22 protein-coding genes are annotated in these 26,081 nt (G+C 73.7%); 14 read left to right on the forward strand and 8 right to left on the reverse strand.

Annotated features, from left to right (window positions below; genetic code table 11):
• The first annotated feature begins 33 nt into the window (after positions 1 to 33).
• The 3 genes from AB0C33_RS26010 to AB0C33_RS26020 all read left to right on the forward strand — a co-directional run bounded on the left by AB0C33_RS26010 (position 34) and on the right by AB0C33_RS26020 (position 3,856).
• Entirely contained in the window at positions 34 to 807 is a 774-nt protein-coding gene (locus tag AB0C33_RS26010) for an enoyl-CoA hydratase-related protein (RefSeq protein ID WP_352352551.1), read from the forward strand.
• A 157-nt stretch (positions 808 to 964) separates the two neighbouring features.
• Positions 965 to 2,002: an NAD(P)-dependent alcohol dehydrogenase gene (locus tag AB0C33_RS26015; protein ID WP_358292204.1), complete on the forward strand. Its 1,038-nt coding sequence runs from the start codon at positions 965 to 967 to the stop codon at positions 2,000 to 2,002.
• 24 nt (positions 2,003 to 2,026) lie between these two features.
• Positions 2,027 to 3,856 carry a glycoside hydrolase family 15 protein gene (locus AB0C33_RS26020; RefSeq protein WP_358292207.1) on the forward strand — a complete coding sequence of 610 codons (1,830 nt, stop codon included), beginning with the start codon at positions 2,027 to 2,029 and terminating at the stop codon, positions 3,854 to 3,856.
• Between the two features lie 5 nt (positions 3,857 to 3,861).
• Here the strand turns inward: AB0C33_RS26020 and galK are convergent, their stop codons facing one another.
• Positions 3,862 to 4,974, reverse strand: a complete 1,113-nt coding sequence (galK, locus tag AB0C33_RS26025; protein WP_358292210.1) for a galactokinase — start codon at positions 4,972 to 4,974, stop codon at positions 3,862 to 3,864.
• 43 nt (positions 4,975 to 5,017) lie between these two features.
• Between galK and AB0C33_RS26030 the strand changes: the two genes are divergently transcribed.
• Complete coding sequence (locus AB0C33_RS26030) at positions 5,018 to 5,854, forward strand: pyridoxal-phosphate dependent enzyme (RefSeq protein ID WP_358292212.1); 837 nt, start codon at positions 5,018 to 5,020, stop codon at positions 5,852 to 5,854.
• Here AB0C33_RS26030 and AB0C33_RS26035 read toward each other — a convergent pair.
• From AB0C33_RS26035 to AB0C33_RS26045, 3 genes are all read right to left on the reverse strand, one after another.
• The gene (locus tag AB0C33_RS26035; protein ID WP_358292215.1) at positions 5,788 to 6,459 is read right to left on the reverse strand and encodes a DUF6766 family protein; all 672 of its coding nucleotides are present in this window, start codon (positions 6,457 to 6,459) and stop codon (positions 5,788 to 5,790) included. The two genes, AB0C33_RS26030 and AB0C33_RS26035, sit on opposite strands and share 67 nt — an antisense overlap.
• A 79-nt stretch (positions 6,460 to 6,538) precedes the next feature.
• The gene (locus AB0C33_RS26040) at positions 6,539 to 6,919 is read right to left on the reverse strand and encodes a hypothetical protein (RefSeq protein WP_358292218.1); all 381 of its coding nucleotides are present in this window, start codon (positions 6,917 to 6,919) and stop codon (positions 6,539 to 6,541) included.
• 46 nt (positions 6,920 to 6,965) lie between these two features.
• The gene (locus AB0C33_RS26045) at positions 6,966 to 7,511 is read right to left on the reverse strand and encodes a hypothetical protein (RefSeq protein WP_357979448.1); all 546 of its coding nucleotides are present in this window, start codon (positions 7,509 to 7,511) and stop codon (positions 6,966 to 6,968) included.
• Positions 7,512 to 7,625: 114 nt separating this feature from the next.
• On the opposite strand from AB0C33_RS26045, the gene AB0C33_RS26050 reads away from it, so the two are divergent.
• From AB0C33_RS26050 to AB0C33_RS26065, 4 genes are read left to right on the forward strand one after another with little or no spacing between them, the layout of a single operon-like run.
• Positions 7,626 to 8,357: a helix-turn-helix domain-containing protein gene (locus AB0C33_RS26050; RefSeq protein ID WP_358292219.1), complete on the forward strand. Its 732-nt coding sequence runs from the start codon at positions 7,626 to 7,628 to the stop codon at positions 8,355 to 8,357.
• A complete protein-coding gene (locus AB0C33_RS26055) occupies positions 8,354 to 10,828 on the forward strand; it encodes a PEP/pyruvate-binding domain-containing protein (RefSeq protein ID WP_358292221.1) in 2,475 nt (824 codons plus the stop codon). The genes AB0C33_RS26050 and AB0C33_RS26055 overlap by 4 nt, the downstream gene beginning before the upstream one ends.
• 49 nt (positions 10,829 to 10,877) lie before the next feature.
• Positions 10,878 to 11,024, forward strand: coding sequence for a hypothetical protein (locus tag AB0C33_RS26060; protein WP_352352560.1), 147 nt, complete (start codon positions 10,878 to 10,880; stop codon positions 11,022 to 11,024).
• On the forward strand, positions 11,011 to 12,021 hold the full coding sequence (locus AB0C33_RS26065; protein WP_358292224.1) for a phosphotransferase: 1,011 nt from the start codon (positions 11,011 to 11,013) through the stop codon (positions 12,019 to 12,021). Before AB0C33_RS26060 ends, AB0C33_RS26065 begins: the two co-directional genes overlap by 14 nt.
• Positions 12,022 to 12,091: 70 nt before the next feature.
• Here the strand turns inward: AB0C33_RS26065 and AB0C33_RS26070 are convergent, their stop codons facing one another.
• Both AB0C33_RS26070 and AB0C33_RS26075 read right to left on the reverse strand, forming a co-directional pair.
• On the reverse strand, positions 12,092 to 14,074 hold the full coding sequence (locus AB0C33_RS26070) for an amino acid transporter (RefSeq protein WP_358292227.1): 1,983 nt from the start codon (positions 14,072 to 14,074) through the stop codon (positions 12,092 to 12,094).
• An 83-nt stretch (positions 14,075 to 14,157) separates the two neighbouring features.
• A complete protein-coding gene (locus tag AB0C33_RS26075) occupies positions 14,158 to 15,129 on the reverse strand; it encodes a PP2C family protein-serine/threonine phosphatase (RefSeq protein WP_358292229.1) in 972 nt (323 codons plus the stop codon).
• Between the two features lie 126 nt (positions 15,130 to 15,255).
• Between AB0C33_RS26075 and AB0C33_RS26080 the strand changes: the two genes are divergently transcribed.
• From AB0C33_RS26080 to AB0C33_RS26100, 5 genes are all read left to right on the forward strand, one after another.
• Complete coding sequence (locus AB0C33_RS26080) at positions 15,256 to 17,373, forward strand: ATPase (protein WP_358292231.1); 2,118 nt, start codon at positions 15,256 to 15,258, stop codon at positions 17,371 to 17,373.
• Between the two features lie 131 nt (positions 17,374 to 17,504).
• Positions 17,505 to 18,719, forward strand: a complete 1,215-nt coding sequence (locus AB0C33_RS26085; RefSeq protein WP_358292233.1) for a cytochrome P450 — start codon at positions 17,505 to 17,507, stop codon at positions 18,717 to 18,719.
• Between the two features lie 245 nt (positions 18,720 to 18,964).
• On the forward strand, positions 18,965 to 19,909 hold the full coding sequence (locus AB0C33_RS26090; protein WP_358292235.1) for an alcohol dehydrogenase catalytic domain-containing protein: 945 nt from the start codon (positions 18,965 to 18,967) through the stop codon (positions 19,907 to 19,909).
• 3 nt (positions 19,910 to 19,912) lie between these two features.
• Complete coding sequence (melA, locus tag AB0C33_RS26095) at positions 19,913 to 21,205, forward strand: alpha-galactosidase (RefSeq protein ID WP_358292236.1); 1,293 nt, start codon at positions 19,913 to 19,915, stop codon at positions 21,203 to 21,205.
• Positions 21,202 to 22,263, forward strand: a complete 1,062-nt coding sequence (locus AB0C33_RS26100) for an amidohydrolase family protein (protein WP_358292238.1) — start codon at positions 21,202 to 21,204, stop codon at positions 22,261 to 22,263. Before melA ends, AB0C33_RS26100 begins: the two co-directional genes overlap by 4 nt.
• A 4-nt stretch (positions 22,264 to 22,267) precedes the next feature.
• On the opposite strand, the gene AB0C33_RS26105 is transcribed toward AB0C33_RS26100, so the two are convergent.
• Entirely contained in the window at positions 22,268 to 23,182 is a 915-nt protein-coding gene (locus tag AB0C33_RS26105) for a sigma-70 family RNA polymerase sigma factor (RefSeq protein WP_358292240.1), read from the reverse strand.
• A gap of 219 nt (positions 23,183 to 23,401) precedes the next feature.
• On the opposite strand from AB0C33_RS26105, the gene AB0C33_RS26110 reads away from it, so the two are divergent.
• On the forward strand, positions 23,402 to 24,709 hold the full coding sequence (locus tag AB0C33_RS26110; RefSeq protein ID WP_358292243.1) for an FAD-binding protein: 1,308 nt from the start codon (positions 23,402 to 23,404) through the stop codon (positions 24,707 to 24,709).
• Here AB0C33_RS26110 and AB0C33_RS26115 read toward each other — a convergent pair whose 3' ends face one another.
• On the reverse strand, positions 24,710 to 25,984 hold the full coding sequence (locus AB0C33_RS26115) for a C39 family peptidase (RefSeq protein WP_358292245.1): 1,275 nt from the start codon (positions 25,982 to 25,984) through the stop codon (positions 24,710 to 24,712).
• Between the last annotated feature and the right edge of the window lie 97 nt (positions 25,985 to 26,081).

Consider the following 26,081-nt stretch of genomic DNA (forward strand, 5'->3'; position numbering starts at 1 on the left):
CCAGCCCCGCCCAGAACATGGTTCGGTTAGCGCATGGCGGAACTCGTGCTCTCATCGTCGGACCGGGGCGTGCTCACGCTGACCTTCAACCGTCCCGACACGCTCAACGCCTGGACGGACGCCATGGGCCGGCGCTACTTCGACCTGCTGGCCGAGGCCGAGAAGGACCCCGACGTCCGGGCGATCGTGGTGACCGGCGCAGGCAAGGGCTTCTGCGCCGGCGCCGACTTCAGGACGCTCGCCGCCATCCAGACCGGCTCCTACGACGAGACCCCCGACCCCCGTCCCAACACCTTCCCCACGACCATCGGCAAGCCGATCATCGCCGCGGTCAACGGCGCCTGCGCCGGGCTCGGCATGGTGCACGCGCTCGTCTGCGACCTGGTCTTCACGGCCGAGGAGGCCAAGTGGACGACCGCCTTCCCGCGCCGCGGCCTGGTCGCCGAGTACGGCCTGTCCTGGGTGCTGCCCCGGGTCATGGGCCAGCAGCGGGCCATGGACGTCCTGCTGTCGGGCCGGGTGTTCAGCGGGCGGGAGGCGTACGAGCTGGGGCTGGCCAACCGCGCGGTGCCGGGGGAGTCGCTGCTGGCGCAGGCCCAGGAGTACGCCAGGGAACTGGCCGTGCACAGCTCGCCGGCGTCCATGGCGGTGATCAAGCGGCAGGTGTGGCAGGACTGGGACGTCACCCTGGAGGAGTCGGCCAGGAAGGCCGTCCACGAGATGCTGGCCTCCTTCGGGCGGCCCGACTTCGCCGAGGGCGTCGCCAGCTTCCTGGAGCGTCGCCCGCCGGACTTCCCGGCGCTGTGAAACCGCAGGCCGGAGGGGGTACGAGCGGAGCGCGCCGAGGTTAGACGGCGATCCCCGCCGGGTAGGGCTGGGCGTGTCCGAAGGGTCCGCGGCCAGGCCGGGGCGTGGGGGACGTCCAGCGGGGGCACGTTCGGGGGGCGCGGTGCAGGCTTTCGTCATGAAGGAGATCGGCCGGGTCGGCTTCATGGACAAACCGGTGCCGCGGCCGGGTCCGCGCGACGCCGTCGTCCGCACCACCACCGCCCTCATCTGCACCTCCGACTCCCACACCGTCCAGGGCGGCATCGGGCCGCGCGCCGATCTCACGCTCGGGCACGAGGGCGTCGGCGTGGTGCACGAAGTGGGCGAGGAGGTGCGCGACTTCCGGCCGGGCGACCGCGTCCTGGTGGGGGCCATCACCCCCGACTGGGGCGATCTCGCCTGCCAGAACGGCCATCCGTCGCAGTCGGGCGGCCCGCTCGGCGGGTTCAAGTTCGCCAACTCCAAGGACGGCGTCTTCGCCGAGTTCTTCCACGTCAACGAGGCCGACGCCAACATGGCGAAGATCCCCGACGGGGTGCCGGACGAGACGGCCGTCTACTGCGCGGACATGCTCTCGACCGGGTTCATGGGCGCCGAGAACGGCGACATCCCCATCGGCGGGGCGGTCGCCGTGCTGGCCCAGGGCCCGGTGGGCCTCATGGCCACCGCGGGCGCCCGGCTGCGCGGCGCGGGCCTGGTCATCGGGGTCGAGTCGGTGCCCCGCCGCAAGCGACTGGCCCGCGACTTCGGCGCCGACGAGATCGTCGACTTCAGCGCCGAGGACGTCGTCGAGGGCGTGCTCCGCCTGACCGGCGGGCAGGGCGTGGACACCGCCATCGAGGCGCTCGGCGCGGACGCCACCTTCCAGACCGCGATCAAAATCGTCAAGCCGGGCGGGACGGTCTCCAACACCGGCTACTACGGCCAGGGCGAGTTCGTCCGCATCCCGCGCGTCGAGTGGGGCGTCGGCATGGCCGAGAAGAAGATCACGACCGGCCTGTGCCCGGGCGGGCGGCTGCGCATGGAACGCCTGCTGCGCGTCCTGGAGGGCGGCCGCGTCGATCCCACGCCGCTGACCACCCACACGTTCCCCTTCGCGGAGATGGAACGCGCCTTCGAGGTCTCGGACAAGAAGCTCGACGACGTGGTGAAGGTGATGATCACCTTCACGTGAGGACCTCGGAGGAGAACGGCGGCCATGCTCGATCTCGATCCACCCTTCCGCCCGGTGCGCCACCGGGAGGGCTACCCGGCGCTGGAGGACCTCGGGCTCATCGGCGACGGCACGACGGCGGCGCTGGTCGCCCTCGACGGCTCGATCCCGTGGTTGTGCCTGCCGCGCTTCGACAGCGACCCGCTGCTGTGCGGCCTGCTCGACCGTGAGCGCGGCGGCTGCTTCACGCTGACGGCCGACGACCTGCGCGAGGCCAGGCAGTACTACGAGCCGGACACCGCCGTGCTGGTCACCGAGCTGCGCGGCCCGTCCGGCGTGGTCCGGATCACCGACGCGCTGGTCCTGCGCGCCGGCGCCGACCTCAGCGACGACGCCGGCGGCGGACGGGGCGAGCTGGTCAGGTCCGCGGTCGTCCTGGCGGGGGACGTGCGCCTGCGGGCCGAGCTGGCGCCGCGCGGCGGCGGGCAGGCCCGGATGCTCGGCAGCGGCCTGGAGGTGCGCGCGTCCCGCCGGCCCGACCTGCGGCTGCACCTGCGCTCCAACCGGCCGCTGACCGGGCTGCGCACCGTGCACGACCTCCAGGAGGGCGAGCGCCTGGACCTGGTGCTGTCGTGGGGACGCATCCACCGTCACCACCGGTTCGACCCCGAGTCGATGGTGCGGCAGACCGCCGACGCCTGGCGGCGCTGGATGGGCGCGTGCACCTACCAGGGGCCGCAGGAGGCGCTGGTCCGGCGTTCGGTGATCACGCTGAAGCTGTGCGACGACTGGGTGAACGGCTCGCTGGTCGCGGCGCCGACGTCCTCGTTGCCGGCGCCCGTCGGCGGGGTGCGCAACTGGGACTACCGCTACACCTGGATCCGCGACGCCGCCTACGCCGTCTTCGCGCTGCGCCGCGTCGGCTTCGCGGAGGAGGCCGACGGTTTCCTCGGCTGGGTCCTCGACGCCTTCGAGCAGAGCGGCCAGCCGCGGATCATGTACACGCTGCGCGGCGACCCCGTACCCGAGGAGGTCCTCGACGCCGACCTGGAGGGCTACCGGCGCTCGGCGCCGGTGCGGTGGGGCAACGGCGCGGCCGACCAGCGCCAGCACGACGTGTACGGCGAGGTGCTGGACTGCGCCGACCAGTGGCTGCTGCCCGGCCGCGACCTGCAGCCCGCGCTGTGGTCGGGGCTGTCGGCGCTGGCCGAGGCCGCCGCGCACAGCTGGCGGCAGCCCGACCAGGGCATCTGGGAGGTACGCAGCCAGGGCCGGGTCTTCACCTACTCGGCGGGCATGTGCCAGGTGGCGCTCGACCGGGCCGCGGCCATCGGCGAACGGCTGGGCCTGGCCGGTCCGATCGCCCGATGGCGCGCCACCGCCGAGGAGCTGCGCCGGCTGATCCTGGAGCAGGCGTGGGACGAGGACGCGCAGTGCCTGAGCGAGCACCTCGACGGCGACGGCGGCCTGGACGCCAGCCTGCTCGCGCTGCCGCTGCGCAAGGTCGTGCCGGCCGACGACCCGCGGATGGCGGCGACCACCGCCGCCGTCGCCGAACGCCTGTCCGCCGGTGACGGCCTGCTCTACCGCTACCTGCACGACCAGTCGCCGGACGGCCTGCCCGGCGACGAGGGCGCCTTCCTGCTGTGCAGCTTCTGGCTGGTGGACAACCTCATCCTGCAAGGCCACCGGGCCCGCGCCGAGGAGCTGTACGCCTCCCTGTGCGCCCGCGCCGGCCCGCTCGGCCTGCTCCCGGAGCAGATCGACCCGGCCACGGGCGCGTTCGCGGGCAACTACCCGCAGGCGTTCAGCCACATCGGGGTGATCGCCAGCGGGGTCAACCTGGCACGGGCGGGGGCGGCCCGCACGCCCTGACCGGCTCAGGCCAGGCGGTGGGCGCCCTTGGCGGCGGTGGCGGCCAGGAAACGCGGGGCCTGGAAGCCGCGCTCGGCGTAGGCGGCCGAGACCGACTCGCGCACGCCGTCCAGGCGGTCGTCCGGGACCAGGGCGATGGCCGAGCCGCCGAAGCCGCCGCCCGTCATCCTGGCGCCGCGGGCCCCGCCGCGGAAGGCGGCCTCCACGGCCACGTCGAGCTCCGGCGAGGAGACCTCGTACTGGTCGCGCAGCGACAGGTGGGAGGCGTTGAGCAGGGCGCCGATCTCGGTGACCTTGCCCGCGCGCAGCAGGCCGACCAGGGCCTCGACGCGGTGGTTCTCGGTGACGACGTGCATGACGCGCTTGCGCTCGTCGCCCTGGAGCCGGTCGAGGGCCGCGGCCAGGTCGGTGACGTCGCGCAGGGACTCCACCCCCAGCTTGCGGGCGGCGGACTCGCACTCGGCGCGGCGCTTGGCGTACTCGCCGCCGGCGTGCTCGTGGTGGACCTGGGTGTCGATGATGAGGATGCTCAGGCCCTCGGCGGCCAGGTCGAGGGGGATCTTCCTGGAGCCGAGCGAGCGGCAGTCGAGGAACAGCGCGTGGCCCTCCTCGCACAGCGCCGAGGCGGCCTGGTCCATGATCCCGCACGGCATGCCGACGAAGTCGTTCTCGGCCCGCTGGCTGAGCAGCGCGATCTCCATCGGCGTCAGGCCGAGCCCGTGGACGTCGTTCAGCGCGGAGGCGACGGCCACCTCCAGCGCGGCGCTGGAGCTGAGCCCCGCGCCCTGGGGCACGTCGCCGTCGATCGCGATGTCCGCGCCGGCGACCCGGTCGCCGAGCATGGCCAGGACGCCCACCGCGTAGCGGGCCCAGCCGGTCGCCTCCTCCCTGGCCGAAAGCTCGATCGGGCCGCCGGAGGACTGGAGGGACAGCAGCCGGACGGTCTGGTCGGCGCGCGGGGTGACGGCGGCGCTCACTCCCCACGGCACCGCGAAGGGCAGGACGAAACCGTCGTTGTAGTCGGTGTGCTCGCCGATCAGGTTGACCCGGCCGGGCGCGCGCCAGACCGTCCGGGGATCGGCACCGAAGGCGGCACGAAAAGCTTCAGCAACGCGCATAATCCAACACTCCTCAACAAAGGCCCGACCGTAGACTAGCGCCATGGAGGAGCTCCTGGATCCAGCGCTCGGCCAGGTCCGGGTGTTCCTGATGCACGACGACAACAAGCGGCGCAAGCTCAAGTACAACCTGGGCCATCGGCGGCTGCTCACCTTCGGCGGGGCGTACTCCCATCACATCAGGGCCGTGGCCCAGGCGGGAAGGCTGCACGGCATCGAGACGATCGGGGTGATCAGGGGCGAGGAGCACCTGCCGCTCAACCCCACGCTCGCCTTCGCCGCCTCCTGCGGGATGACCCTCACCTACCTCGACCGCGCCACCTACCGGCTCAAGCACACGCCCGAGGTGCAGGCCCGGCTGCGGGAGCGGTGGGGCGACGTCGCCATCCTGCCCGAGGGCGGCAGCAACGCCGCGGCCGTGCGCGGCTGCGCCGAGCTGCCGCCCGAGATCGACGTCGACTACGACGTCGTCTGCTGCCCGGTCGGCACCGGCGGCACGCTGGCCGGCATCTCGGCCGGGCTGCCCGAGGGCAGGCGGGCGCTGGGCTTCGCGGTGCTCAAGGGGGCCGGCTTCCTGGCCGGCGAGGTGGCCCGGCTCCAGCGCGAGGCCTACGGCCGCACCTGGACGAACTGGTCGCTCGACCTCGACCACCACTTCGGCGGCTACGCCCGCTCGACCCCCGCCCTCGACCGGTTCGCCGCCGAGCACCGGGTCGAGGGCGTCTACGTGGCCAAGATGCTCTACGGCGTCCTCGACCTGGCCCGGCGGGGGGCGTTCGCGCCGGGCACCCGCGTCGTGGCCGTGCTGACCGGTCAGCCCTCGACGTCCGTGGCCGCGTGCGGGGCGCCGACCGGCTTCGACTCGGGCGAGCCGCGCTGACGCAGGTAGACCGACAGCACCACCATCGACAACACGGCCAGCAGCTCCGACTGCCAGTTCTGCAGGCTGCGGTTCCAGAACTCGGCGGAGGTCACGTACTGGCCCCACGAGACGGGGTCGCGCAGGTCGCCGAGCCGTTCGGAGTTGTAGGCCGCCTGGCCCGCCACCGACTGGGCCAGCCACGACAGCACGAAGATGGCCCCCATCACCAGCCCGAGCGAGTTGCTGAACAGCCACAGCCGGGCGCCGCGGGCCTTGGCCCAGGCGGGGGAGTAGCTGGTGGCGTACGCGCCGACCTGCTGCTCCTCGTCCGACTCGGCCCCGGCGTCCTCCACCTTCTTGGACTCGGGGGAGCCCTTCTGGACGAGCCAGACGGTCAGCATGATGTACAGGAAGAACTGCAAATACTCCGACTGCCAGTTCTCGGCCACGTCCACGGCGAAGTCGGAGGAGGTCACGTACTCGGCGAACGACACCGGGTCGGCGCCCTGGACCAGCTGCACGTCGTTGAACTGCAGCATGCCCGCCACCGCCTGCCCGCCGAGCGCCAGCAGGAACATGACCAGGAAGGCCAGCGAGAGGGAGTTCTCCTTCAACCACTTCACAACCGCGCCCACCCCATGGCCAGGAACCAGGCCAGCCCCGCCGCGATGACGAGCAGGGTCAGCGTGAACATCACCCGCATCAGTCCTCCACCTCGCATTCGTAGGGCAGGTCGTGCACGGGTCGGCAGCCCGCGGCCTTGACCCGCCAGCCGTCGTCGAAGCGGTGCAGGAACAGGGTGTCGCCGGCCAGCCGCACCTGGGCCTCCTTGCCCCACACGTTCACCTCGGTGACCGCGCCGCCGGGCCCCAGCTTGAGGTCGCCCAGCGCCTGGGCGCAGGTCTGGCCGCGGTCGGGCAGCTTCTCGGCGGTGGTCCTGGCCAGCAGCCCGCACGCGGCGTCCTCCTGGTGCGCCGCCAGGGCCGCGTGGAACTGCTCGGCCGCGCGGGCGGGGGACGTCGTGTCCACGGCGCAGCCGACGGCCGCCAGGAGGAGCGCCGTCACGACGAACGGAAATCTCATGAGCCTCCCGCTACCCACGGGGGCACCGGGCATGCTGGCCGGCGGGCTACCCGAGCTGGTCGAGCACCGGGGCGACCAGCGCGTTGAGCTCGCGGACCAGCACGAGCACGGCCCGGTGGGCACGCTGCTCGACCTCGTCGTGCGGCCCCTCGGGCTCCGGCGGGAGGTCGCCGAGGGGCACGGGCGCCTCGACGAGCAGCGTGGCGCGCAGGAACGGGATGCGGGCGAGGTCCTGCTGGCTCGGCTCGACGTACTGGCCGAAGGTCTCCTGCCAGCCCAGCCAGCCGCGGTCGCGCCACCAGGCGCGCGACCTGGTCAGCTCGGCGGGCGGCGGCGAGACGATCCGGACGCGCGCGAACAGGGTGCCGTCCCAGGTGTTGCGGTGGCAGGTGGCCTCCAGGACGCGGCGGTCCCAGCGCACGTAGCCGGGGGTGAGGGCGGGCGGGGTGGCCAGCCGCCAGGCCGCGCAGGCGAACCTGACCGGCGCGATGTCCCCCCACTCGAACTCGTCGAGGTTCTTGCGCACGTGCACGGCGTAGCGCCCGTCACGGTCCCTGTCGAACTCCTGGTCGATCCAGAACGCCTTGCCCATGCCCCCCACGCTACGGCCCGGCGGCCCCTTCCCGGCGGCGTACGGGAGATCCGGCCTTGCCATCAATTACGTGACCACATAAGCTCATCCAGTCAAACAATTGGAGGACGACGTATGGCCAGAGCGGGCAGGCCGCCGCAGGACCCCGCGCGGCAGGCCGAGCGCGCCCACCGGATCCTCGACGCCGCCGCCGAGCTGATCCTGCGCTGGGGCTACGACAAGACCACCGTCGACGACGTCGCCAGGCGCGCCGGGGTCGCCAAGGGCACGATCTACCTGCACTGGAAGACGCGCGAGGAACTGTTCGCCGCGCTGCTGCGGCGCGAGCGGGTGCTCATGCTGGACCGGGTGCGCGACCGCGCGCCCGCCACCCTCGGCGAGCTGTTCGGGAGCCTGGCCTCGGCGCTGCTGCACCGGCCGCTGCTGCACGCGGTGCTGCTCGACGACTCCGAGGTGCTCGGCAAGCTCACCCGGCTCAAGCGGCAGGGCCCGGCGGCCGGCGGCCTCGAACTCGGCGGCCCCTTCGACGCCTACCTGCGCGAGCTGGTCCGGCTGGGCGCCGTGCGCGCCGAGCCGGCCGAGCACGTCACGGTGATCGGCTCGATCTTCTACGGCTTCATGTTCCTGCCCGGCGCTCAGCCGGAGTCGGAGCGGCTGCCCGACGACCGCGTCGCCGATCTGCTGGCCGAGACCGTCGAGCGCGCGGTGGGCACCGGACGCGCGCTGCCGCCCGACGACGCCGCCGCCGTCGCGCGGGCCACGCTCGACCTCCTCGACGCCCTCGCCGACGTCGCCCGGCGCAAACTGGCGACATCCATGAGCCCGGCCAAGGAGCGCGTGCAATGAAGGCAGTCATCCCCCTCGACGACGAAGCCGCCGACCTCGGCACCGCGGGCGGCAAGGGCGCCTCGCTGGCCCGGCTGGTCAGGGCGGGGCTGCCGGTGCCCGGCGGGTTCGTCGTCACGACGCGGGCGTACCGGTCGTTCGTGGCGGCGTTCGCCGACGAGATCGCCGCCGGCGGCGACCCCGGCGCGCTGTTCGCCGCGCACGAGATCCCGGCCGGCCTGGCCGAGGAGATCCGGGCCGCGCACGCCGCGCTCGGCGACGACGTCGCGGTGGCCGTGCGCTCCTCGGCCACCGCCGAGGACCTGCCCGAGCTGTCGTTCGCCGGGCAGCAGGACACCTTTCTCAACGTCAGGGCCGACGGCCTGCTGGAGGCGGTCCGCCGCTGCTGGGCCTCGCTGTGGAACCCGCGCGCCGTCGCCTACCGCGAGCGCAACGGCGTCCCGCACGACGACGTGGCCCTGGCGGTGGTCGTCCAGGAGCTGGTGGACGCCGACGCGGCCGGGATCATGTTCACCGCCGACCCGGTCACCGGCGCGCGCGACGAGATCGTGGTCAACGCGTCCTGGGGGCTCGGCGAGGCCGTCGTCGGCGGGCAGGTCACGCCGGACACGATCACCCTGTCCGGCGGCCGGGTCACCGGCTCGCGGGTCGCCGACAAGACCGTCATGACCGTGCGCACCGCGAGCGGCACCCGCGAGGAGCCCGTGCCCGAGGAGCTGCGCCGCGCTCCCGTGCTCGACGCGGCGCAGGCGGTGGAGCTGGCCGCGCTCGGCGAACGCGTCCAGGCCCTGTACGGCATGCCCATGGACGTCGAGTGGGCCAGGCGCGACGGCACGTTCGCGATCCTCCAGGCCCGCCCGATCACCGGCCTGAAACCGCAGGTCGAGGAGTGGAACGACAGCCTCAAGGGCGACTACCTGTGGACCGCGGGCAACCTGGGCGAGGCCATCCCCGACGTGATGACGCCGGCGACCTGGTCGTTCGTCCGGATCTTCATCCACGAGGCCATGTCGGCCTCGGCGCTGCCCGGGTTCGACCTGGTGGGCAACATCGGCGGCCGCTTCTACATGAACCTCAGCGTCGTCCACTCCATCGCCGCGGCCCTGGGCATGCGGAGCAGGCTGGGCGCGGTCGAGCAGGTCTTCGGCAGGCTGCCGGCCGGCCTGGAGGTGCCGCTGGTGCGGCTGTCCCGCTGGGAGATCGTCCGGCGCGTCCTGCCGATGGCCGTCACCCTCCAGCGGCGGGTGCGCCGGAACATCAAGGACCTGCCGGCCTTCCTCGCCACCTCCCGGCAGCGCTGCGAGGAGCTGCGCGAACGCGTCGCCGCCACGACCGGCGGCCCCGAGCTGGCCGACCTGTGGACGTCCGCCATCGAGCCCCACCTGGTCACCTCCAGCCGCATGCTGGAGGCCGCCGGCCGCCAGGGCGGCGCCACGCTGGTCTGGACCCGCGACCGGCTGCGCAGGCTGATGGGCGAGGCAGACGCCGAGGCCATGCTCACCGGCGTCAACGCCGACGGCGAGCTGGCCAGCCTCGGGCCCGTCCTGGGCCTGGGCCGGCTGGCCAGGGGCGAGATCAGCAGGGAGGAGTTCGCGCTGGCCTACGGGCACCGCGGCCCGCACGAGTTCGAGGTCTCAAGGCCCCGGCCCGGCGAGGACCCGGCCTGGATCGACGCCCAGCTCGCCGGCCTGCGCGATCTGCGGGCCGGCACCGAGGCGCTGCTGGCCCGGCAGGAGAAGGCCAGGCAGGAGGCGTGGGCCCGGTTCGCCGCCCGCTACCCCGGCAAGGAGGCCCGGATGCGCGCCCGGGTACGGCGGTGGAACGCGGTCGTCCGCGACCGGGAGAGCGCCCGCTCGGAGAACATCCGGGCCTTCTGGGTGCTGCGGGCGTTCGTGGTGCGCGCCGGGGAGCTGACCGGGCACGGCGACGACCTGTTCCACCTCTACCTGGAGGAGATCCTCGACGTGCTGCGCGGCGACGCCTCGGCCCTGGCCCGGATCCCGGTCCGGCGGGCGACCCACGACCGGTACGCCGCGCTGCCGCCGTACCCGACGGTGATCGTCGGCCGGTTCGACCCCGTCCGGTGGGCCGCCGACCCGGGCCGCCGGGCCGACGTCTACGACGCCCGCGGCTTCGACGTCCCGGTCAGCGACACCGTGACCGGGTTCCCCGGCGCGCCGGGCGTGGTCGAGGGCGTGGCCAGGGTCATCGCCGGCCCGGAGGACGGCGACCGGCTGGCGTCCGGCGAGATCCTGGTGACGACCCTGACGAACGTCGGCTGGACCCCCATGTTCCCGCGCGCGGCCGCCGTCGTCACCGACATGGGCGCGCCGCTGTCGCACGCCTCGATCGTGGCCCGCGAGCTGGGCATCCCGGCCGTGGTCGGCACCGGCAACGCCACCATGCGGCTGCGCGACGGCGACCGCGTCCGCGTGGACGGCGAGCGCGGCACGGTCGAGTTGCTCCAGTGAAAAGACTGCGCCAAGTCGGCCGGCCCCCGGCGGCCGGTGTGTTCACTGGATGACCATGATCGAACAGTGGATCCTCGACGACGAGCGCGAGCTCGAAGCGCGCTGCGCCCGCTTCCGCCTCGCCCTGCTGGGCCTCGACCGCGACGCCGCCCAGCCCGACCTCCAGGAGGCCCGGCAACCGGATGACACCACCTGAACAGCACGACCCGCCCGGCAATCGGACGACTCCGCCTGAACGGCACGACCTGCCCGGCAATCGGACGACTCCGCCCGAACGGCACGACCTGCCCGGCAACCGGACCGGGCCGCTCGGGTGGGAGGACCTGCCCGGTGCTCTCGTCCGGGAGGTCGAGCGGCGGCTCGGGCGGGCGGCGGCCGGCTTCGCGGAGCGGCACGGCGGCTTCACCGGCGGCGTGCGCGGCGTGCTCACGCTCGCCGGCGGCGGCCGGGTGTTCGTCAAGGCCGTGCCCGCCGGTTCGCCGCACGCGGCCGACTACCGGGCGGAGGCCGTGGTGGGCGCGGCCCTGCCGCCGGGCGTGCCCGCCCCCCGGTTCCTGTTCTCCTGCGAGGCGGCGGGGTGGGTCCTGCTCTGCTCGGAGGTCGCGCCCGGCCGGATCCCGCACGAGCCCTGGCACGACGACGAGCTGGCCGCCGCGCTCGCCCTGCTCACCGCGTGCGCCCGCGAGCTGACCCCGTCCCCGCTGGAGGGCCTGCCCACGCTGGCCGGGCGCATGTCGGGACGCTGCGAGCTGTGGAACACCCTCGACCCCGCCCGCGCCGGAGCCTGGGAACGCGCCCGCCTGCCCCGCCTGGCCGCGGTCGAACGCCGCTGGACCGCCCTGGTCACCGGCGGCACGCTGCTGCACTTCGACCCGCGCTTCGACAACATCCTCATCGACCGCGACGGGACCGCAAGCCTGGTGGACTGGGGGCGTGCCTGCACCGGCCCGGCCTGGGCCGACCTGGTCTGCCTGCTGCTGCAGTCGGACCTCGGGCCGCGTGACCCAGAGCGCCTGCTCACCACGCACCCGCTCGGCCGCCGGGCGCCCGCCGACCAGGTGGACGCCCTCCTGGTCGCCCTCCTCGGCTACTGGACGCGCTCGGCCACCGCGCCCGCGCCGCCGGCGCTGCGCGACCGTCGCGAACGCTCCCGCCGCGCCACCCTCTCCTGGCTGCGCACCCGCTGGCCCTGACGCGACCCCGAACCGGCCCTGGACCGGCCCTGGAGCGGCCCTGGACCGGCCCTGGACCGGTCGCGGCCGGTCAGCCGCCGACGTGGATGCCGGGCCGCCGCTGCGGCTCGGGCTCGACCTTGCGGATGATCTCGCGGACGACCGGCGCGGTGTCGCCGCGGCCCAGGATGAGGTAACGCAGCAGGTGCACCATCGGCGAACCCTCGGCCCACTCGAAGTAGCAGTGGGGCCGCACCCCGGTGCCGTCGCGCAGCGCCAGCAGCACGGCCGCGATCGCGTTGGGCGCCGCCGGGCTCTCCGCGCGCAGCACGCGGTGGCCGTCGACCTCGACGCCGCGCACCCGCAGCACGTCGCTGAAGCTGGACGGGTCGATGACGTCGATCTCCAGGAACAGCACGTCGGCCCGGCCCGGCACCGGGTTCATGGACCGCTGCTCGCTCTCCTTGGCCAGGTATTCGGCCGCGTCACCGGGACCGCGCCGGTTGGCGATGATGTTGAGCGCGCCGTCGTGGTTCAGCGAGTCGGTGACGAACCGGCGGGCCGTCTCGTCGAACTCGATCCGGTCGGCCCGCAGCTCGGTCGTGCGCGACACCCGCGAGATCAGCGAGATCGCGACGATGCCGAGGATGAAGAACGCCGAGATGGTGATGCCGTCGGGCTTCTCCCTGATGTTCTCCACCAGCGCGTAGACCAGCACCAGGGTCAGCACGGCGAAGCCCACGACGGCCGGGGTCTGGCGGTGGCGGACGGCCGAGATGGTCACCGCCACCGCGCCGGAGACCATCATGGCCAGGATGCCGGTGGCGTACGCGCCGGCCTGGGCGTCGACGTCGGCGTTGAAGGCCAGGGTGAGCAGGACGCAGATGGCCGTGTAGACCAGCACGACGGGCCGGACGGCCTTGCCCCACTCGGGCGCCATGCCGTACGAGGGCAGGTAGCGCGGCACGATGTTGATCAGGCCCGCCATGGCCGAGGCGCCGGCGAACCAGAGGATGAGGATGGTGCTGACGTCGTAGACCGTGCCGAAGCCCTCGCCGAGCCGTTCGTGCGCCAGGTACGCCAGCGCCCGGCCGTTGGCCTGCCCGCCCGGCGCGAACTGCTCGGCCGGGATGAGCACGGTCGTGACGAAGCTGGTGGCGATCAGGTAGACGCTCATGATGAGCGCGGCCACGGTCAGCAGCTTGCGGGTGTTGCCGATGCGCGAGCGCAGCCGCTGCTCGGGGTCGTCGCCCTGGGCGGCCACGAGCGGCATCATGCTGACGCCCGTCTCGAACCCGGACAGGCCCAGCACCAGCAGCGGGAAGGCCAGCACCGCCGGGCCGACCAGCCCGGTGAAGCCGCCGCGCCCGTTGAGCAGCGCGTCCGTCCAGCGTGACAGGGTCTCCGGCTCGGCCGCCACGTCGGCGAACCCGACGGCCACGACGACCGCGTTGAGCAGCAGGAACAGCGCCACCAGCGGGATGGCGACGCCGACCGCCTCGGTGAAGCCCATCAGGAACACCCCGCCGAGCACCACCAGCAGCACCACGGTGATGATCACCGCGTGCCCGTGCAGGAAGCTCGGGAAGTACGGGTTCTCCAGGATGTGCACCGAGGCGTCGGCGGCCGACAGCGTGATCGTGATGATCCACGACGTGGCCACGAACCCCAGCAGGACCAGCACGAACAGCTTGCCCCGCCAGAACGGCAGCAGGCGTTCGAGCATGGCGACCGACCCCTGCCCGTGCGGGCTCTCCTTGGCCACCCGCCGGTACATCGGCAGCATGCCCAGCAGCGTCAGCGCCACGATGAGCAGCGTGGCCAGCGGCGACAGCGCGCCGGCCGCGAGCGCGGCGATGCCGGGCAGGTAGGCCAGGGTGGAGAAGTAGTCGACGCCGGTCAGGCACATGACCTTCCACCAGGGCTGCGGCTCGCCGTGACCCTCGGCCGACTCCGGGCCGACGGGCTGGACCTGGTGCCGCAGCAGCCATCGCGCCGGCCGGCTCGAAGGCGGCCCGGTACGGCCCGCGCTCTCGACCGACTCGGGTATGGCAAGCTCACCGGTACCGCTCACCGGAACTTCCTCTCGGGGACGCCGCCAACGAACGTCCCCACCTTAGGGGGTCCGATCCCGGCGGCCCCCGCCGCGGTCCTCCCTCAGAAGCCGTCCTTGCGGGAGTCGGCCGGAAGGGCGGTGGCGGCCGGGCCGTCCGGCGCGGGACCGGCCGCGCGCTCGGCCGGGTCCGGCGCGGGCACCGGTTGCACCAGCACCAGCGTCAGGTCGTCGCGCAGGTCGCCGGCGTGCTCGTCCAGCAGGTCGAGCAGGTTGGGCAGCGCGTGGTCGAGGCCGGGCGCGGCCAGGGCGTGCCGGACGTGCTGGTCGAGCGGGAACTCAACGCCGTCGGCGTCCCTGGCCTCGCTCAGGCCGTCGGTGTAGAGCAGCAGCCGCTGGGACAGGCCGAGCCCGGCGCGCCGCATCCGCGGCTCGGGGCACAGGCCGAGCGGCGGCGAGGGCTCGGGCGGCTCCAGCGCCTCCAGACGGTGGCCGATGCGCAGGGGAGCCGGATGGCCGCAGTTGACCAGCCGCACCTCGCCGGGCACGAACTCGGCCAGCAGGACGGTCACGAAGTCCTCCTCGCCCAGGTGCGGGACGAGGTCGGCGTCGAGCGCCGTGGCCAGCGTCACCAGGTCGGGCGCGTCGGGCGCGTGCCGCCGGAAGGAGGCCAGCACGACGGCGCTCAGGCGGACGGCCTCCATGCCCTTGCCCTTGACGTCGCCGACGATCAGCCGCACCCCGGAGGGCGCGACCAGCGCGTCGTGCAGGTCGCCGCCGATCAGCGCCTGGTCGGTGGCAGAACGGGTGTGGACGGCCAGGCTCATGCCGCCGAGCCGGGGCGGCAGCGGCCGGACGATCGCCTGCTGGGCCAGCTCGGCGATCTGCCGCACCCGGGACAACTCGCGCTCCTGGTCGCACTGGAACCGGTAGGCCACGGACGCCAGCCCCGTCGCAGGGGCGAGGACGAGCAGCCCCGTCAGCGGGTCGAAACCGGCGCGCCCGAAGGTGACATAGAGCGCGACAACCCCTTCGACCAGCAGGAACAGCAGGAACCAGCCTCGCTGTGAACGCATGGTGTGTCTCCGGATATCGGCTTCTTCTTTCCGGACGCGGCGAACAGGGTGAGTAGCTACTTTCTCACTTTTAGTCACGCAGTGCATCAGGTTCCGGCAAGCTGCTGTCACAACTTCATCCGATAGGTGGCGATCACGATGGCAGGTAAGTGGCAGGCGGGCAACCTTCCAGCGGAACTCACGAGCCTGATCGGCCGCGGCGCGGAGTTGGAGCAGGTGCGCAGGGCGTGCCGGCGTTCGCGGCTGGTGACCCTGACCGGGGTGGGCGGCGTCGGCAAGACCCGCCTGGCCCTGCGCGCCGCCGCCGACCTGCGGCCCGACTTCGCCGGCGGCTGCTGGCTGGTGGAGCTGTCGCCGCTGGACGACGGGACCCTGCTGCCGCACGCCATCGCCGAGGCGCTCCGGCTCACCGACCAGACCACCAGGCCCATGTCCGAGGTGCTGGCCGAGCACCTGTTCGGGCGCGAGCTGCTGCTCGTGCTCGACACCTGCGAGCACCTGGTCGGGGCGTGCGCGGCGACCGTCGAGGGGCTGCTCGCGGCGGTGCCCGGCCTGCACGTCCTCGCGACCAGCCGCCGTCCGCTGGAGGTGGGCCCCGAGCTGGTGATCGTGGTCGACCCGCTGCCGGTGCCGGCCGCGGGCGCCACCGCGCCGCTCGGCCATGACGCCGTGACCCTGCTCGTCGAGCGCGCCGCGGCGACGATGCCGACCTTCGAGATCACCGACACCAACCGCGACGACGTCGTCCGGCTGTGCCGCAGGCTCGAAGGCATCCCGCTGGCGATCGAGCTGGCCGCGGCCCGGCTGCGCGACCTGCCCCTGGGCCATCTGGCCGACCGGCTGGAGGACCGCTTCGCCACCCTGGAGGACGACCCCGCGCTCACCCAGGAGGCCGACCCGCCCTGGCACCAGGCGCTGCGTACCGCCGTCGGGTGGAGCCACGAGCTGTGCGAGCCCGCCGAGCGGCTGCTGTGGGCGCGGGTGTCGGTGTTCGCCGGCGACTTCGACGCCGAGGCGGCGCGCCGGGTGTGCGCCGACGAGCGGCTGCCCGAGGCCGACATCGGGCTGCTGCTCGACGCCCTGGCCGACGAGTCGATCCTGACCTGGCTGCCGACCGGCTCGGGCGAGCGCTACCGCATGCTGGACACGCTGCGCGAGTACGGCGCGGGCTGGCTGCGCGGCCTCGGCGAGGAGGAGGAACTGCGCCGCCGGCACCGGGCCCACTACCAGGATCTGGCCGTGCGCGGCGCGGCCGGCTGGCTCGGCGCCGGCCAGCCCGCCTGGTACGACCGGATGGTCGGCGAGCACGACAACCTGCGCGCCGCGCTGGAGACCGCGCTCGGCGAGCGGGACGGCGCGGCCGCCCTCGACCTGGCCGGCACGCTGGCCTTCTTCTGGTACGGCTGCGGCTACGCCAAGGAGGGCCGCCACTACCTGGGCCAGGCCCTGGCGCTCGACCCGGCCCCCGGCCCGGTCCGCGCCCGCGCCCTGTGGGCCGACGGCCTGCTCGCCGCCACCCAGGGGGACGCCGCCGCGGTCGAGGCGCGGGCCGATGAGTGCGAGGCCGCCGCGGCCGACGACGACGCCTTCGCCGCGCTGTGCGTCAAGGCGCTGCGCTCGTCGGCCGGCGTGATCCGCGGCGACCTGGAGCAGGCCATGGCGGAGTCGGAGCCGGCGTACGCGATGCGCTGGAGCGGCGACGAGCTGACGATCGCCGGGCTGCTGGCGCTGATGTGCCGGGCAGTCGCGCACACCGTCGCCGGCCGGATCGAGGAGGCGATCTCGGTGCTGGAGGATCTGCGCGCCCTGTGCGACCAGCAGGGCGAGCAGGCCATGCGCTCCCACGGCGACCTGCTGCGCGGCCAGGCCGAGCTGGCCCGCGGGCGGGTGGCGGCGGCCGTCGCCTACGGGCAGGCGGCGTTGCGCACCAAGCGGAGGCTGCACGACGACTTCGGCATCGGGCTGACCGTCGACCTGCTGGCGCTCGGCGCGGGGGCCGCGGGCCGGCCCGAGCGGGCGGCCCGGCTGCTGGGGCTGGCGCAGCGGATCTGGAGCAGCCACGGTCAGGCGCAGGCCAGTGTCCCGGCCTGGGTGGCGGCCCGGCAGGAGTGCGAGCGGCAGGCGCGCGAGGCCCTGGGCGACGACGCGTACGGGTCGGCGTTCCGCGCCGGGTACGACGGCGAGGTCGACGCCGGGATCGCGTACGCGCTCGAACCCGAGGGGGAGGGGCTGCCGAACGTGTGAGACCGCCGATCCTGGGGCTCCGACGTGGCGGAGGAGGCAGATGTTGCCTGCCAAGGGGTGACAACCTCACCCCTTGGATCCATCGGCGTTACCACGGAGAGTAGGGAGACATCCGTACATGGGAGGCTGCATTGGACACCGCGCCACTTCCGTTCCCGGTTCCCGGCGAGCGGACGTCCGACACGATCCGCCGCCTGCGGGACGAGCACGGACCGGTCCTGCCCGTCCTGCTGCCGGGGGAGGTGAACGGCTGGCTGGTGACCTCCTACGAGGCGACGGACGAGGTGCTGGCCAACGACGAGGCGCTCTACAGCAAGGACGCCAGGAACTTCACCGGCCTTCATGACGGCAGCGTCCCCGCCGACTGGCCGCTGCGCCAGGTCATCGAGGGCGACCACCTGCTGACCAAGGACGGCGCCGACCACCGGCGGCTGCGCAGCCTCATCAACCGCGCCTTCACCCCGGCCCGGGTGGCCGCCCTCGCGCCGCGCGTCCAGGAGATGACCGACGAGCTGCTCGACCGCATGGCCGAGCGGGACGGCGAGGTCGATCTCGTGCACGCCTTCAGCGAGCCGCTGCCGGTCGCCGTGATCTGCGAGCTGTTCGGCGTCCCGCAGGAGGAGCGGGCGCAGATCCGCGAGTGGACGGGGGTGATGTTGTCGCACGCCGCCGCCCCCGACGAGGTGAACGCGGCGGCCGGGTCGCTGCTCGGCTATCTGGCGGCCTTCATCGCGCGCCGCCGCCGCGAGCCGGCCGACGACCTGACCACCGGCCTGATCCGCGCCAACGAGGACGACGGCGGCCGCCTGTCCGACAACGAGCTGCTGTGGATCCTGTGGGTCGTGCTCGTCGCCGGCCACGAGACGACCGTGCACCTGATCGCCAAGGCGGTCGTGGCCCTGTGCGCCGACCCCGCCCAGCTCGACCGCGCCCGTACGGAGGACGCGTGGGAGCAGGTGGTCGAGGAGGCGCTGCGCAGCCGCAACTCGGTCGTCGGCCTGGTCTTCCGCTACGCGCTCAAGGACGTCACGGTCGCCGGCACCACCATCCCGGCGGGACGGCCCATCGTCGTCGGGCTCACCGGCGCGGGCACCGACCCGGCCCGCTACGGCCCGGACGCCGGCCGCTTCGACCTGGGCAAGGCCAAGGAGGGGCATCTCGGCTTCGGCCGGGGCCCGCACTTCTGCCTGGGGGCGCCGCTGGCCCGGCTGGAGGCCAGGATCGCGCTGTCGTCGCTGTTCGGCAGGTTCCCGGGGCTGCGGCTGGCGGTCCGCCCCGAGGAGATCGCCTACACGGCGTCGATCATCACCGAGGGGCCGCTGGCGGTGCCCGTACTGCTGCGCTGATTCTGCCTGTCAAACCGGCTTTCCGTGATTCGGAACAGGGTGGCCGGGTCGAGGATGACGTCCTCGACCCGGCCGCTCCTGTCGTGCCGGGTGCGGTGACGCCCCCTCACTTCCTCTCGGCCGCTTGACACGATCTTCGCCGCAATGGTCTCCTAGCGCCAGTTCGGAATAGCATTCCTTATGACGGAACAGGAACAGGACGGGATCTCCATGGAACGCGCGCATTCGACCGCCGGCCGGCCCTCGTGAGGGCTCTCGTCTTCACCGCCCCCGGCGTCGTGGAGCAGCGGGACGTGCCCGAGCCCGTGGCCGGGCCGGACGAGGTGCTGGTGCACGTGGTGGCCTCCGGCATCTGCGGCAGTGAGCTGCACGGCGTGCGGACCCCCGGGTTCCGGGTGCCGCCGCTGGTCATGGGGCACGAGTTCGCCGGGCGCACCGACGACGGGCGGCCGGTGACGGTCAACCCGATCCTGTCGTGCGGCGCGTGCGACGTGTGCCTGATCGGCCGGCCCAACGTGTGCAGGAAGCGGCAGATCATCGGCGTGCACCGGCCGGGCGCCTTCGCCGAGCGCGTCGCGGTGCCGGCCGGGGCTGTGGTGCCGCTGCCCGACGGGCTCGGCTGGACCGCCGCCGGCGTGGTGGAGCCGGCCGCGAACGCCGTGCACGCCTGGGGGCTGGCCGGGCGGCCGGCCGGGGCGCGCGTGGGCGTGATCGGCGCCGGGGCCATCGGCCTGACCTGCCTGCTCACCGCCCTGTCCGGTGGCGCGGCCGGCGTGGACGTGGCCGACCGCTCGCCCGAGCGGCTGGCCGTCGCCGCGGGGCTCGGCGGCGTGGCGGCGGGCGCCGAGCTGACCGGCGAGTACGACGTGATCTTCGACGCGGTCGGCGCCGCCGCCACCCACGAGCAGTCCCTGTCCCGGCTGCGCCCCGGCGGCGTGGCCGTCTGGCTCGGCCTGGCCGACCACGTCGCCGGGTACGACGCCGCCGACCTGGTGCGCGGCGAGAAGCGCGTGCTGGGCTCGTTCGCCTACGATGCGGCCGACTTCGCCGCGGCCGTCGGCCTGGTCGGCCGCTGGGACCTGAGCTGGGTCCGGACCTTCCCCCTGGAAGAGGGCGCCGAGGTCTTCACCCGGCTGATGAACGGCCAGGCCACCCCCGTCAAAGCCCTGCTGACCCCGGAATCGAGGTAACCCATGGCCCGCATCGTCCTGGTGGGCGCCGGCAGCATCACGTTCGCCAAGAACCTCCTCTCGGACATCCTGACATTTCCGGAATTGTCGGAGTCCACGATCGTGCTCCACGACATCGACCAGGCCCGGCTCGACACCGCCGCGGCGATGGCCCGCTGGATGGTCGCCGAGCTGGGCATCGGCGCCCGGATCGAGGCGTACGCCGACCGCCGGCCCGCCGTCGAGGGCGCCGACTACGTGATCAACGAGATCGCGGTGGGCGGCCTGGAGGCGGTCAGGCGCGACCTGGAGATCCCCGCCGCGTACGGCGTGCGCCAGACGATCGGCGACACCCTGGGCATCGGCGGCATCTTCCGCGCCCTGCGCACGATCCCCGTCATGGTCGGCATCGGCGACGACCTGGCCGAGCTCGCCCCCGACTCGGTGCTGTTCAGCTACACCAACCCGATGTCGATGATCCCCTGGTCGGTCTACGCCGGCACTCCGTTCAAGAACGTCGTGGGCGTCTGCCACGCCGCCCGCGACACGCAGAGCACGCTGGCCGCCATGGTCGGCGTGCCGGAGGAGGAGATCTCCTTCCTCACCGCGGGCGTCAACCACCAGGCGTTCGTGCTGCGCTTCGAGCGCGACGGCGAGAACCTCTACCGGCGGCTCGACGAGCTGATCGACCGGGACCCCGAGCTGCGGCGGCGGGTGCGCGTGGAGGTCTACCGCAACTTCGGCTACTTCCCGACCGAGTCCTCCGAGCACGGCTCGGAGTACCTGCCGTGGTTCCTGCCGCACGCCGAGGAGGTCGAGCGGTACCGCATCCCGATCAACGTCTACCTGGAGTGGCTGGCCGAGGGCTACGAGGAGTACGAGCAGTACAAGAGCTCGCTGGAGGCCGGCCGGGGCGTGCCGATCGAACGCGGCGACGAGCTGGCCTCGCTGGCCATCCACTCGATGGAGACCGGCACCCGCAGGCTGATCCACGGCAACGTGCGCAACGGCGGCCTGATCTCCAACCTGCCGCCGGAGGCCACCGTCGAGGTGCCCTGCCACGTCGACCGGTCCGGCGTGCGGCCGCTGCCCGTCGGCGAGCTGCCCGCCCAGGTCGCCGCACTCAACCGGGCCTTCCTCAGCGTCGGCGAGCTGACCGTCAAGGCGGCCCTGGAAGGGCGGCGCGACCACGTCTACCAGGCCGCGCTGCTCGACCCCAACACCGCCGCCACCCTGCCGGTCCGCAAGGTCCGCGAGCTGGTGGACGCCCTCATCGAGGCCCACGGCGACCTGCTGCCCGAAGGCATCAGGAAGTGACCCTGTCGTCCGACGCCGGCCTGCCGCTGTCCCGCTACCGTCCGGTGTCGCAGCTCCGGGTGGCCGTGCACGAGGTCGACCGGGCCCGGCTGCCCGTCGTGGACGCCCACATCCACCTCGGCCGCTGGCTGTCCGAGGACGGCGGCTGGATGGTCGAGGACGTCCCCGCCCTGATCGGCATGATGGACGAGCTCAACCTGCGCGGCATGGTCAACCTCGACGGCCGCTGGGGCCGGGAGCTGGCTGAGAACCTCGAACGCTACGACGCCGCCCATCCGGGCCGGTTCGCCACGTTCTGCCACGTCGACTGGTCCGAGACCGCGACGCCCGGCTTCGGCGAGCGGCTGGCCGCCCAGCTGCGCCGCTCGGTCGCCGAGGGCGCGGCCGGGCTGAAGGTGTGGAAGGACGTCGGGCTGCGGGTGCGCGACCACCGGGGCGAGCTGGTCATGCTCGACGACCCCCGGCTGGACCCGCTGTGGGCCGCCGTCGGGGAGGCGGGCGTGCCCATCGCCCTGCACACCGCCGACCCGGTCGCCTTCTTCCAGCCCGTGGACGAGCGCAACGAACGCCTCGAACTGCTGGCCGCCCGGCCCGACTGGAACTTCTCCGGGCCGGGGTTCCCGCCGTTCGAGCGGCTCATGGAGGCCATGGAGTCGATGGTGGCCCGGCATCCGGCCACGACCGTGATCGGGGTGCACGCCGGGTGCTGGCCGGAGAACCTGGGGTTCGCCGGCCGGATGCTGGACGCGTACCCGAACTTCCACATCGACATCGCGGCGCGCGTCGCCGAGCTGGGACGCCAGCCGCGCGCCACGCGGGCGCTCATGCTCCGCCACCCCGGCCGGGTGCTGTTCGGCACCGACGAGATCCCGCCGCACCCGGACGTCTACCGGATCCACTTCCGGTTCATGGAGACCGACGACGAGGCGTTCGCGCACTCCCTCGACGACCCGCCGCTGATGGGCCGGTGGACGATCTCCGGGCTCGACCTGCCCGACGACGTCCTGGAGCAGGTGTACGCGGGCAACGCGCTGCGGCTCGTGCCGCGGCTGGCCTGACCGGTCAGGGCGCCGGCACGCCGCCGTCCGGGGCGGGGCCGGGCCCGGGGTCGAGGGCGGGGTCGAGGGCGAGGTCGAGGGCGGCCAGGCGGGCCGGGTCGGAGACGATGTCCATCTCCGTGATGCGCTCGCCGTCCGTCGTGACGCGCAGCACCAGGAACAGCCGGCCGCCGCGCAGCACGCCGATGCCCGGCCTGCCGTCGATGAGCAGGAGGTCGGCGAAGCGCGCGCGGCCGGAGTCGGTGAGCGTGCCCTGGGCCACCGGACGGGCGCCGCGCCGCTCGCCGCCCGACCCCGGCACGTCCGACCGGTGCAGCACGTCGGGGTCGAGGACCGCCAGCAGGGCGTCCAGGTCGCCGGCGCGGGCCGCGGCGAGGAAGGCGGCCACGAGCCTGCGCTGCCTGGCGTGGTCGGCGGCGGGCAGGACGGGCGTGCCGTGCACCCGCTGCCGCGCCCGGCTGGCCAGCTTCTTGGCCGTGGCGGGGGAGCGCGCCACGATCTGCGCGATCTCCCCGAACGGCATCGCGAACAGGTCGTGCAGCACGAACGCGACCCGCTCGGCCGGGCTCAGCGTGTCGAGGACCACCAGCAGGGCCAGCCCGACCGAGTCGGCCAGCACCGCCGCGTCGGCCGGATCGCCGTCATGGACGCTCACCTGGTCGAGCCGCTCGCCCTCGACGAGCTGCTCGTCCCTGCGTCCACGGGCGCGCAGCATGTCGAGGCAGACCCGGCCGACGATCGTGGTCAGCCAGCCGGGCACGTTCGCGACTCCGTCCGTGCTGGCGCGGGCGGCCCGCAGCCAGGTCTCCTGGACGGCGTCGTCGGCCTCGTCGGCCGAGCCGAGCATGCGGTGCGCCACCGCCCGCAGGTGGCTCCTGGTCAGGTCGAAGTGGCCGGCCAGGTCGGCTTGCGCGTTCATCGGTCACCTTTCGTCGCGCCGGGTCGTCATACAGGCTGCTGGGCGACGACGGGGGGCGACCATGGCGGCATCCTAAGCCCGTCAGGACATGGTGAGGGGCCCCGGCACACGAGCGCGCCGGGGCCCGTCGGCATGTCCCCGGGGCGATCTTTCCGGCGGTCGGTCACCTTTCCCAAGCCCGCGTCGTCAAGGAGGTGAGTCTTCATGAAGGAGTGGACGATGACGTACGACAAGCTGCGCACCGCGGTCGAGGGACGCGTGTGGCTGCCCGGCGACGAGGGATTCGAGGCGGCGGCCAGGGCGTGGAACCTGACCGTGGCCCAGCCGGTGGCCGCCGTGGTCGAGGCGGCCGACGCCGCCGACGTGGCCGCCCTGGTCCGCCATGCCCGCGAGGAGGGGCTGACCGTCTCCGCCCAGCCGCGCGGCCACGGCGCGAGCGGCACCGCCGACGGCGTGATCCTGCTGCGCACCGACCGGCTGGACGAGCTGGAGATCCACCCGGCCGCGCGGCGCGCCCGCGCGGGGGCAGGCGTGACCTGGGGCGCGGTGCAGGCCGAGGCGGGCAGGCACGGCCTGACCGGGCTGGCCGGCAGCAATCCGGCCGTCACCGTCACCGGCTACACCCTCGGCGGCGGCCTGAGCTGGTTCGGCCGCAGGTACGGCTGGGCGGCCGACAGCGTGCGCGCCTTCGACGTCGTGGACGCCGAGGGCCGGCCCGCGCGGGTGACCGGGGAGAGCGACCCCGACCTGTTCTGGGCGCTGCGCGGCGGCGGCGGCGACTTCGCGCTGGTCACCGCCGTCGAGTTCGACCTGTACGCCGAGCGCGCCCTGTACGGCGGCCGTCTCATGTGGCCCGGCGCAAAGGAGGCCGAGGTGTTCGCGGCCTTCCGCGAGCTGACCGCCGACGCGCCGCCCGAGCTGTCGTTGTGGGTGAACCGGGTCCAGTTCCCCAAGGCGCCTCCGATGGTGACCGTGGACCTGGCCTACCTGGGCGAGGCGGCCGAGGCCGAGAGTCTGCTGGACCGGCTCGCCAAGATCGACGGCGTGCTGAGCGACACCCGGTCCGCCATGGCCACGGCCGACCTCGGCGCGATCACCGCCGAGCCGACCGACCCGGCGCCCGCGGTGGCCCGCACCGAGCTGCTGACCGGGCTGGACGCCGGCGCCGTGGAGATCCTGCTGGCCGAGCCGGTCGGGCCGCTGGTCGCCATGCAGGTCAGGCACCTGGGCGGGGCGCTGACCCGGCCGGGCGGCGGCGCCGGGGGAGCGCTGGCCGAGCCGTACCTGCTCTACCTGCTCGGGGCCGGGATCAGCCCCGAGCTCGGCCAGGCCGTACGGGCCAAGCAGGACGCGGTCGTCGCCGCCCTGGGCGACCGGGTGAGCGGCCGCAAGCCGTACACGTTCCTGTCGCCGGGCGAGCGGGCGGCTCAGGCGTTCCCCGAGCCGGCGCTCGCCCGGCTGCGCGAGATCAAGCGGTCGCGCGACCCGCAGGGCGTGTTCCGCGCCAACTACCCGGTGCTGGACTGATCACCAGTTGGCGGGCAGGCCCGGCGTCGTGGCGGGCAGGGCGTGGCCGGGCGGGCGGATGACGTAGGCGACGCCGCCGCTGCTCGAACCGCGCAGCCACACGTTCTCGAAGTCGGCGCGCGGATAGACGTGGCGGACGGCGTCGTTGCTGGACGAGGCCGGGTCGTTGGCGATCACGTCGCCCGACGCGGTGAAGCCGACGATCACCATGAGGTGGCCGTCGGTGCCGTAACCGGCGCCGGGCAGCTCGCCCTTCTTGAACGACTGTGAGGTGATCACCGGGATGCCCGCCTTGATCAGCCGCTCCAGCTCGGTCAGGGTGCGCAGGCGGGTGACGAAGCCGTCCAGGCCGTAGCGGCCGGCGTAGGCGGTGTTGAACGGCCAGTTGCCGGCGCCCTGGTAGGCGTGGTCGTAGGTGTAGCGGGCCGCGTGGTCCACCTCGGGGTTCGGGTCGGACGGGTCCACCCAGGAGGTGTCCTGCGCGCTCGGCCACTTGTCCCAGTAGCCGAGCACCATCGTGGTCGAGGTCGGGCTGCACCACGCCTCGCCGCCGCCGTCCCACTCGGGGTAGTGGCCCGCGTGCACGTTCTGGGAGCGGCGCGGGACGTTCAGCTCGACGCCCCACGCCCCGCCGCCGGGGCTGACCGGGACGGTCTTGCGGTCGGGCACGTTCGAGGCCATCGCGCCGAACGTGCGCACCCGGGGCGTCACGGCCGAGCCCGGACTGCGGTAGAGAGTCAGGCGGAGCTGGTACGCCGACAGCTGCCGCCCGGACGCCGCCACCAGCGTGTCCACGGCGACGGACCCGTCGGCGTCGCCCTGGCCGGCCACGGAGGTGCGCAGGATGTCGCCCTCCGCGTAGGACCAGCGGCCGAGGACGTACCACTTGCTCAGCCCGGCGGTGTTCCTGGCCCTGGCCTCGACCTGCAGCCAGCTTCCCTGGGGCACGTCGGCCGTCCAGGAGGCGATCAGCTGGGTGGCGGGGAAGCCGACCGTGCGCTCGGGGCCGGTCCAGCGGGCGTACTCCCACGTCCTGGTGCCCAGGGCGTCGGTGTAGGAGGTGGTGCCGGCGGCCGAGGCGAACGACAGCCCGTCGGCGGCGGACGTGCCCTCGCCGGTGCCGGTGGCGAAGTCGGCCCGCTGGTAGACGACGTCGGGCACGACGGGGCCCGGCTTCGTCCCGGCGGCGTCCTTCCCGGCGACGGCGGCGACGGCGGGCGGTTGGAGGGTGGTGGCCAGCAGGAGTCCGGACAGGAGGACGGTCAGCGCGCGCATGAACCCACCTTGCTCGGAAGGCTTCGGATGGGCCCGACAGTAGGGACATCCGGCGGGCAAAACATCGGGAAATCTACGTATGGGCCATGAAGCTTTC

Source organism: Nonomuraea sp. NPDC048881 (assembly GCF_040649795.1).
Lineage (GTDB): Bacteria > Actinomycetota > Actinomycetes > Streptosporangiales > Streptosporangiaceae > Nonomuraea.

What these genes read in the sequence shown, in the direction of transcription:
- AB0C33_RS26075 (WP_358292229.1), bottom strand. Translation starts at nt 15,129, where the DNA reads ATGCGTTCACAGCGAGGCTGGTTCCTGCTGTTCCTGCTGGTCGAAGGG.
- AB0C33_RS26060 (WP_352352560.1), top strand. Translation starts at nt 10,878, where the DNA reads ATGACCATGATCGAACAGTGGATCCTCGACGACGAGCGCGAGCTCGAA.
- AB0C33_RS26030 (WP_358292212.1), top strand. Translation starts at nt 5,018, where the DNA reads ATGGAGGAGCTCCTGGATCCAGCGCTCGGCCAGGTCCGGGTGTTCCTG.
- AB0C33_RS26050 (WP_358292219.1), top strand. Translation starts at nt 7,626, where the DNA reads ATGGCCAGAGCGGGCAGGCCGCCGCAGGACCCCGCGCGGCAGGCCGAG.
- AB0C33_RS26040 (WP_358292218.1), bottom strand. Translation starts at nt 6,919, where the DNA reads ATGAGATTTCCGTTCGTCGTGACGGCGCTCCTCCTGGCGGCCGTCGGC.
- AB0C33_RS26055 (WP_358292221.1), top strand. Translation starts at nt 8,354, where the DNA reads ATGAAGGCAGTCATCCCCCTCGACGACGAAGCCGCCGACCTCGGCACC.
- AB0C33_RS26110 (WP_358292243.1), top strand. Translation starts at nt 23,402, where the DNA reads ATGACGTACGACAAGCTGCGCACCGCGGTCGAGGGACGCGTGTGGCTG.
- AB0C33_RS26115 (WP_358292245.1), bottom strand. Translation starts at nt 25,984, where the DNA reads ATGCGCGCGCTGACCGTCCTCCTGTCCGGACTCCTGCTGGCCACCACC.
- AB0C33_RS26020 (WP_358292207.1), top strand. Translation starts at nt 2,027, where the DNA reads ATGCTCGATCTCGATCCACCCTTCCGCCCGGTGCGCCACCGGGAGGGC.
- AB0C33_RS26045 (WP_357979448.1), bottom strand. Translation starts at nt 7,511, where the DNA reads ATGGGCAAGGCGTTCTGGATCGACCAGGAGTTCGACAGGGACCGTGAC.
- AB0C33_RS26105 (WP_358292240.1), bottom strand. Translation starts at nt 23,182, where the DNA reads ATGAACGCGCAAGCCGACCTGGCCGGCCACTTCGACCTGACCAGGAGC.
- AB0C33_RS26015 (WP_358292204.1), top strand. Translation starts at nt 965, where the DNA reads ATGAAGGAGATCGGCCGGGTCGGCTTCATGGACAAACCGGTGCCGCGG.
- AB0C33_RS26010 (WP_352352551.1), top strand. Translation starts at nt 34, where the DNA reads ATGGCGGAACTCGTGCTCTCATCGTCGGACCGGGGCGTGCTCACGCTG.
- melA (WP_358292236.1), top strand. Translation starts at nt 19,913, where the DNA reads ATGGCCCGCATCGTCCTGGTGGGCGCCGGCAGCATCACGTTCGCCAAG.
- AB0C33_RS26065 (WP_358292224.1), top strand. Translation starts at nt 11,011, where the DNA reads ATGACACCACCTGAACAGCACGACCCGCCCGGCAATCGGACGACTCCG.
- galK (WP_358292210.1), bottom strand. Translation starts at nt 4,974, where the DNA reads ATGCGCGTTGCTGAAGCTTTTCGTGCCGCCTTCGGTGCCGATCCCCGG.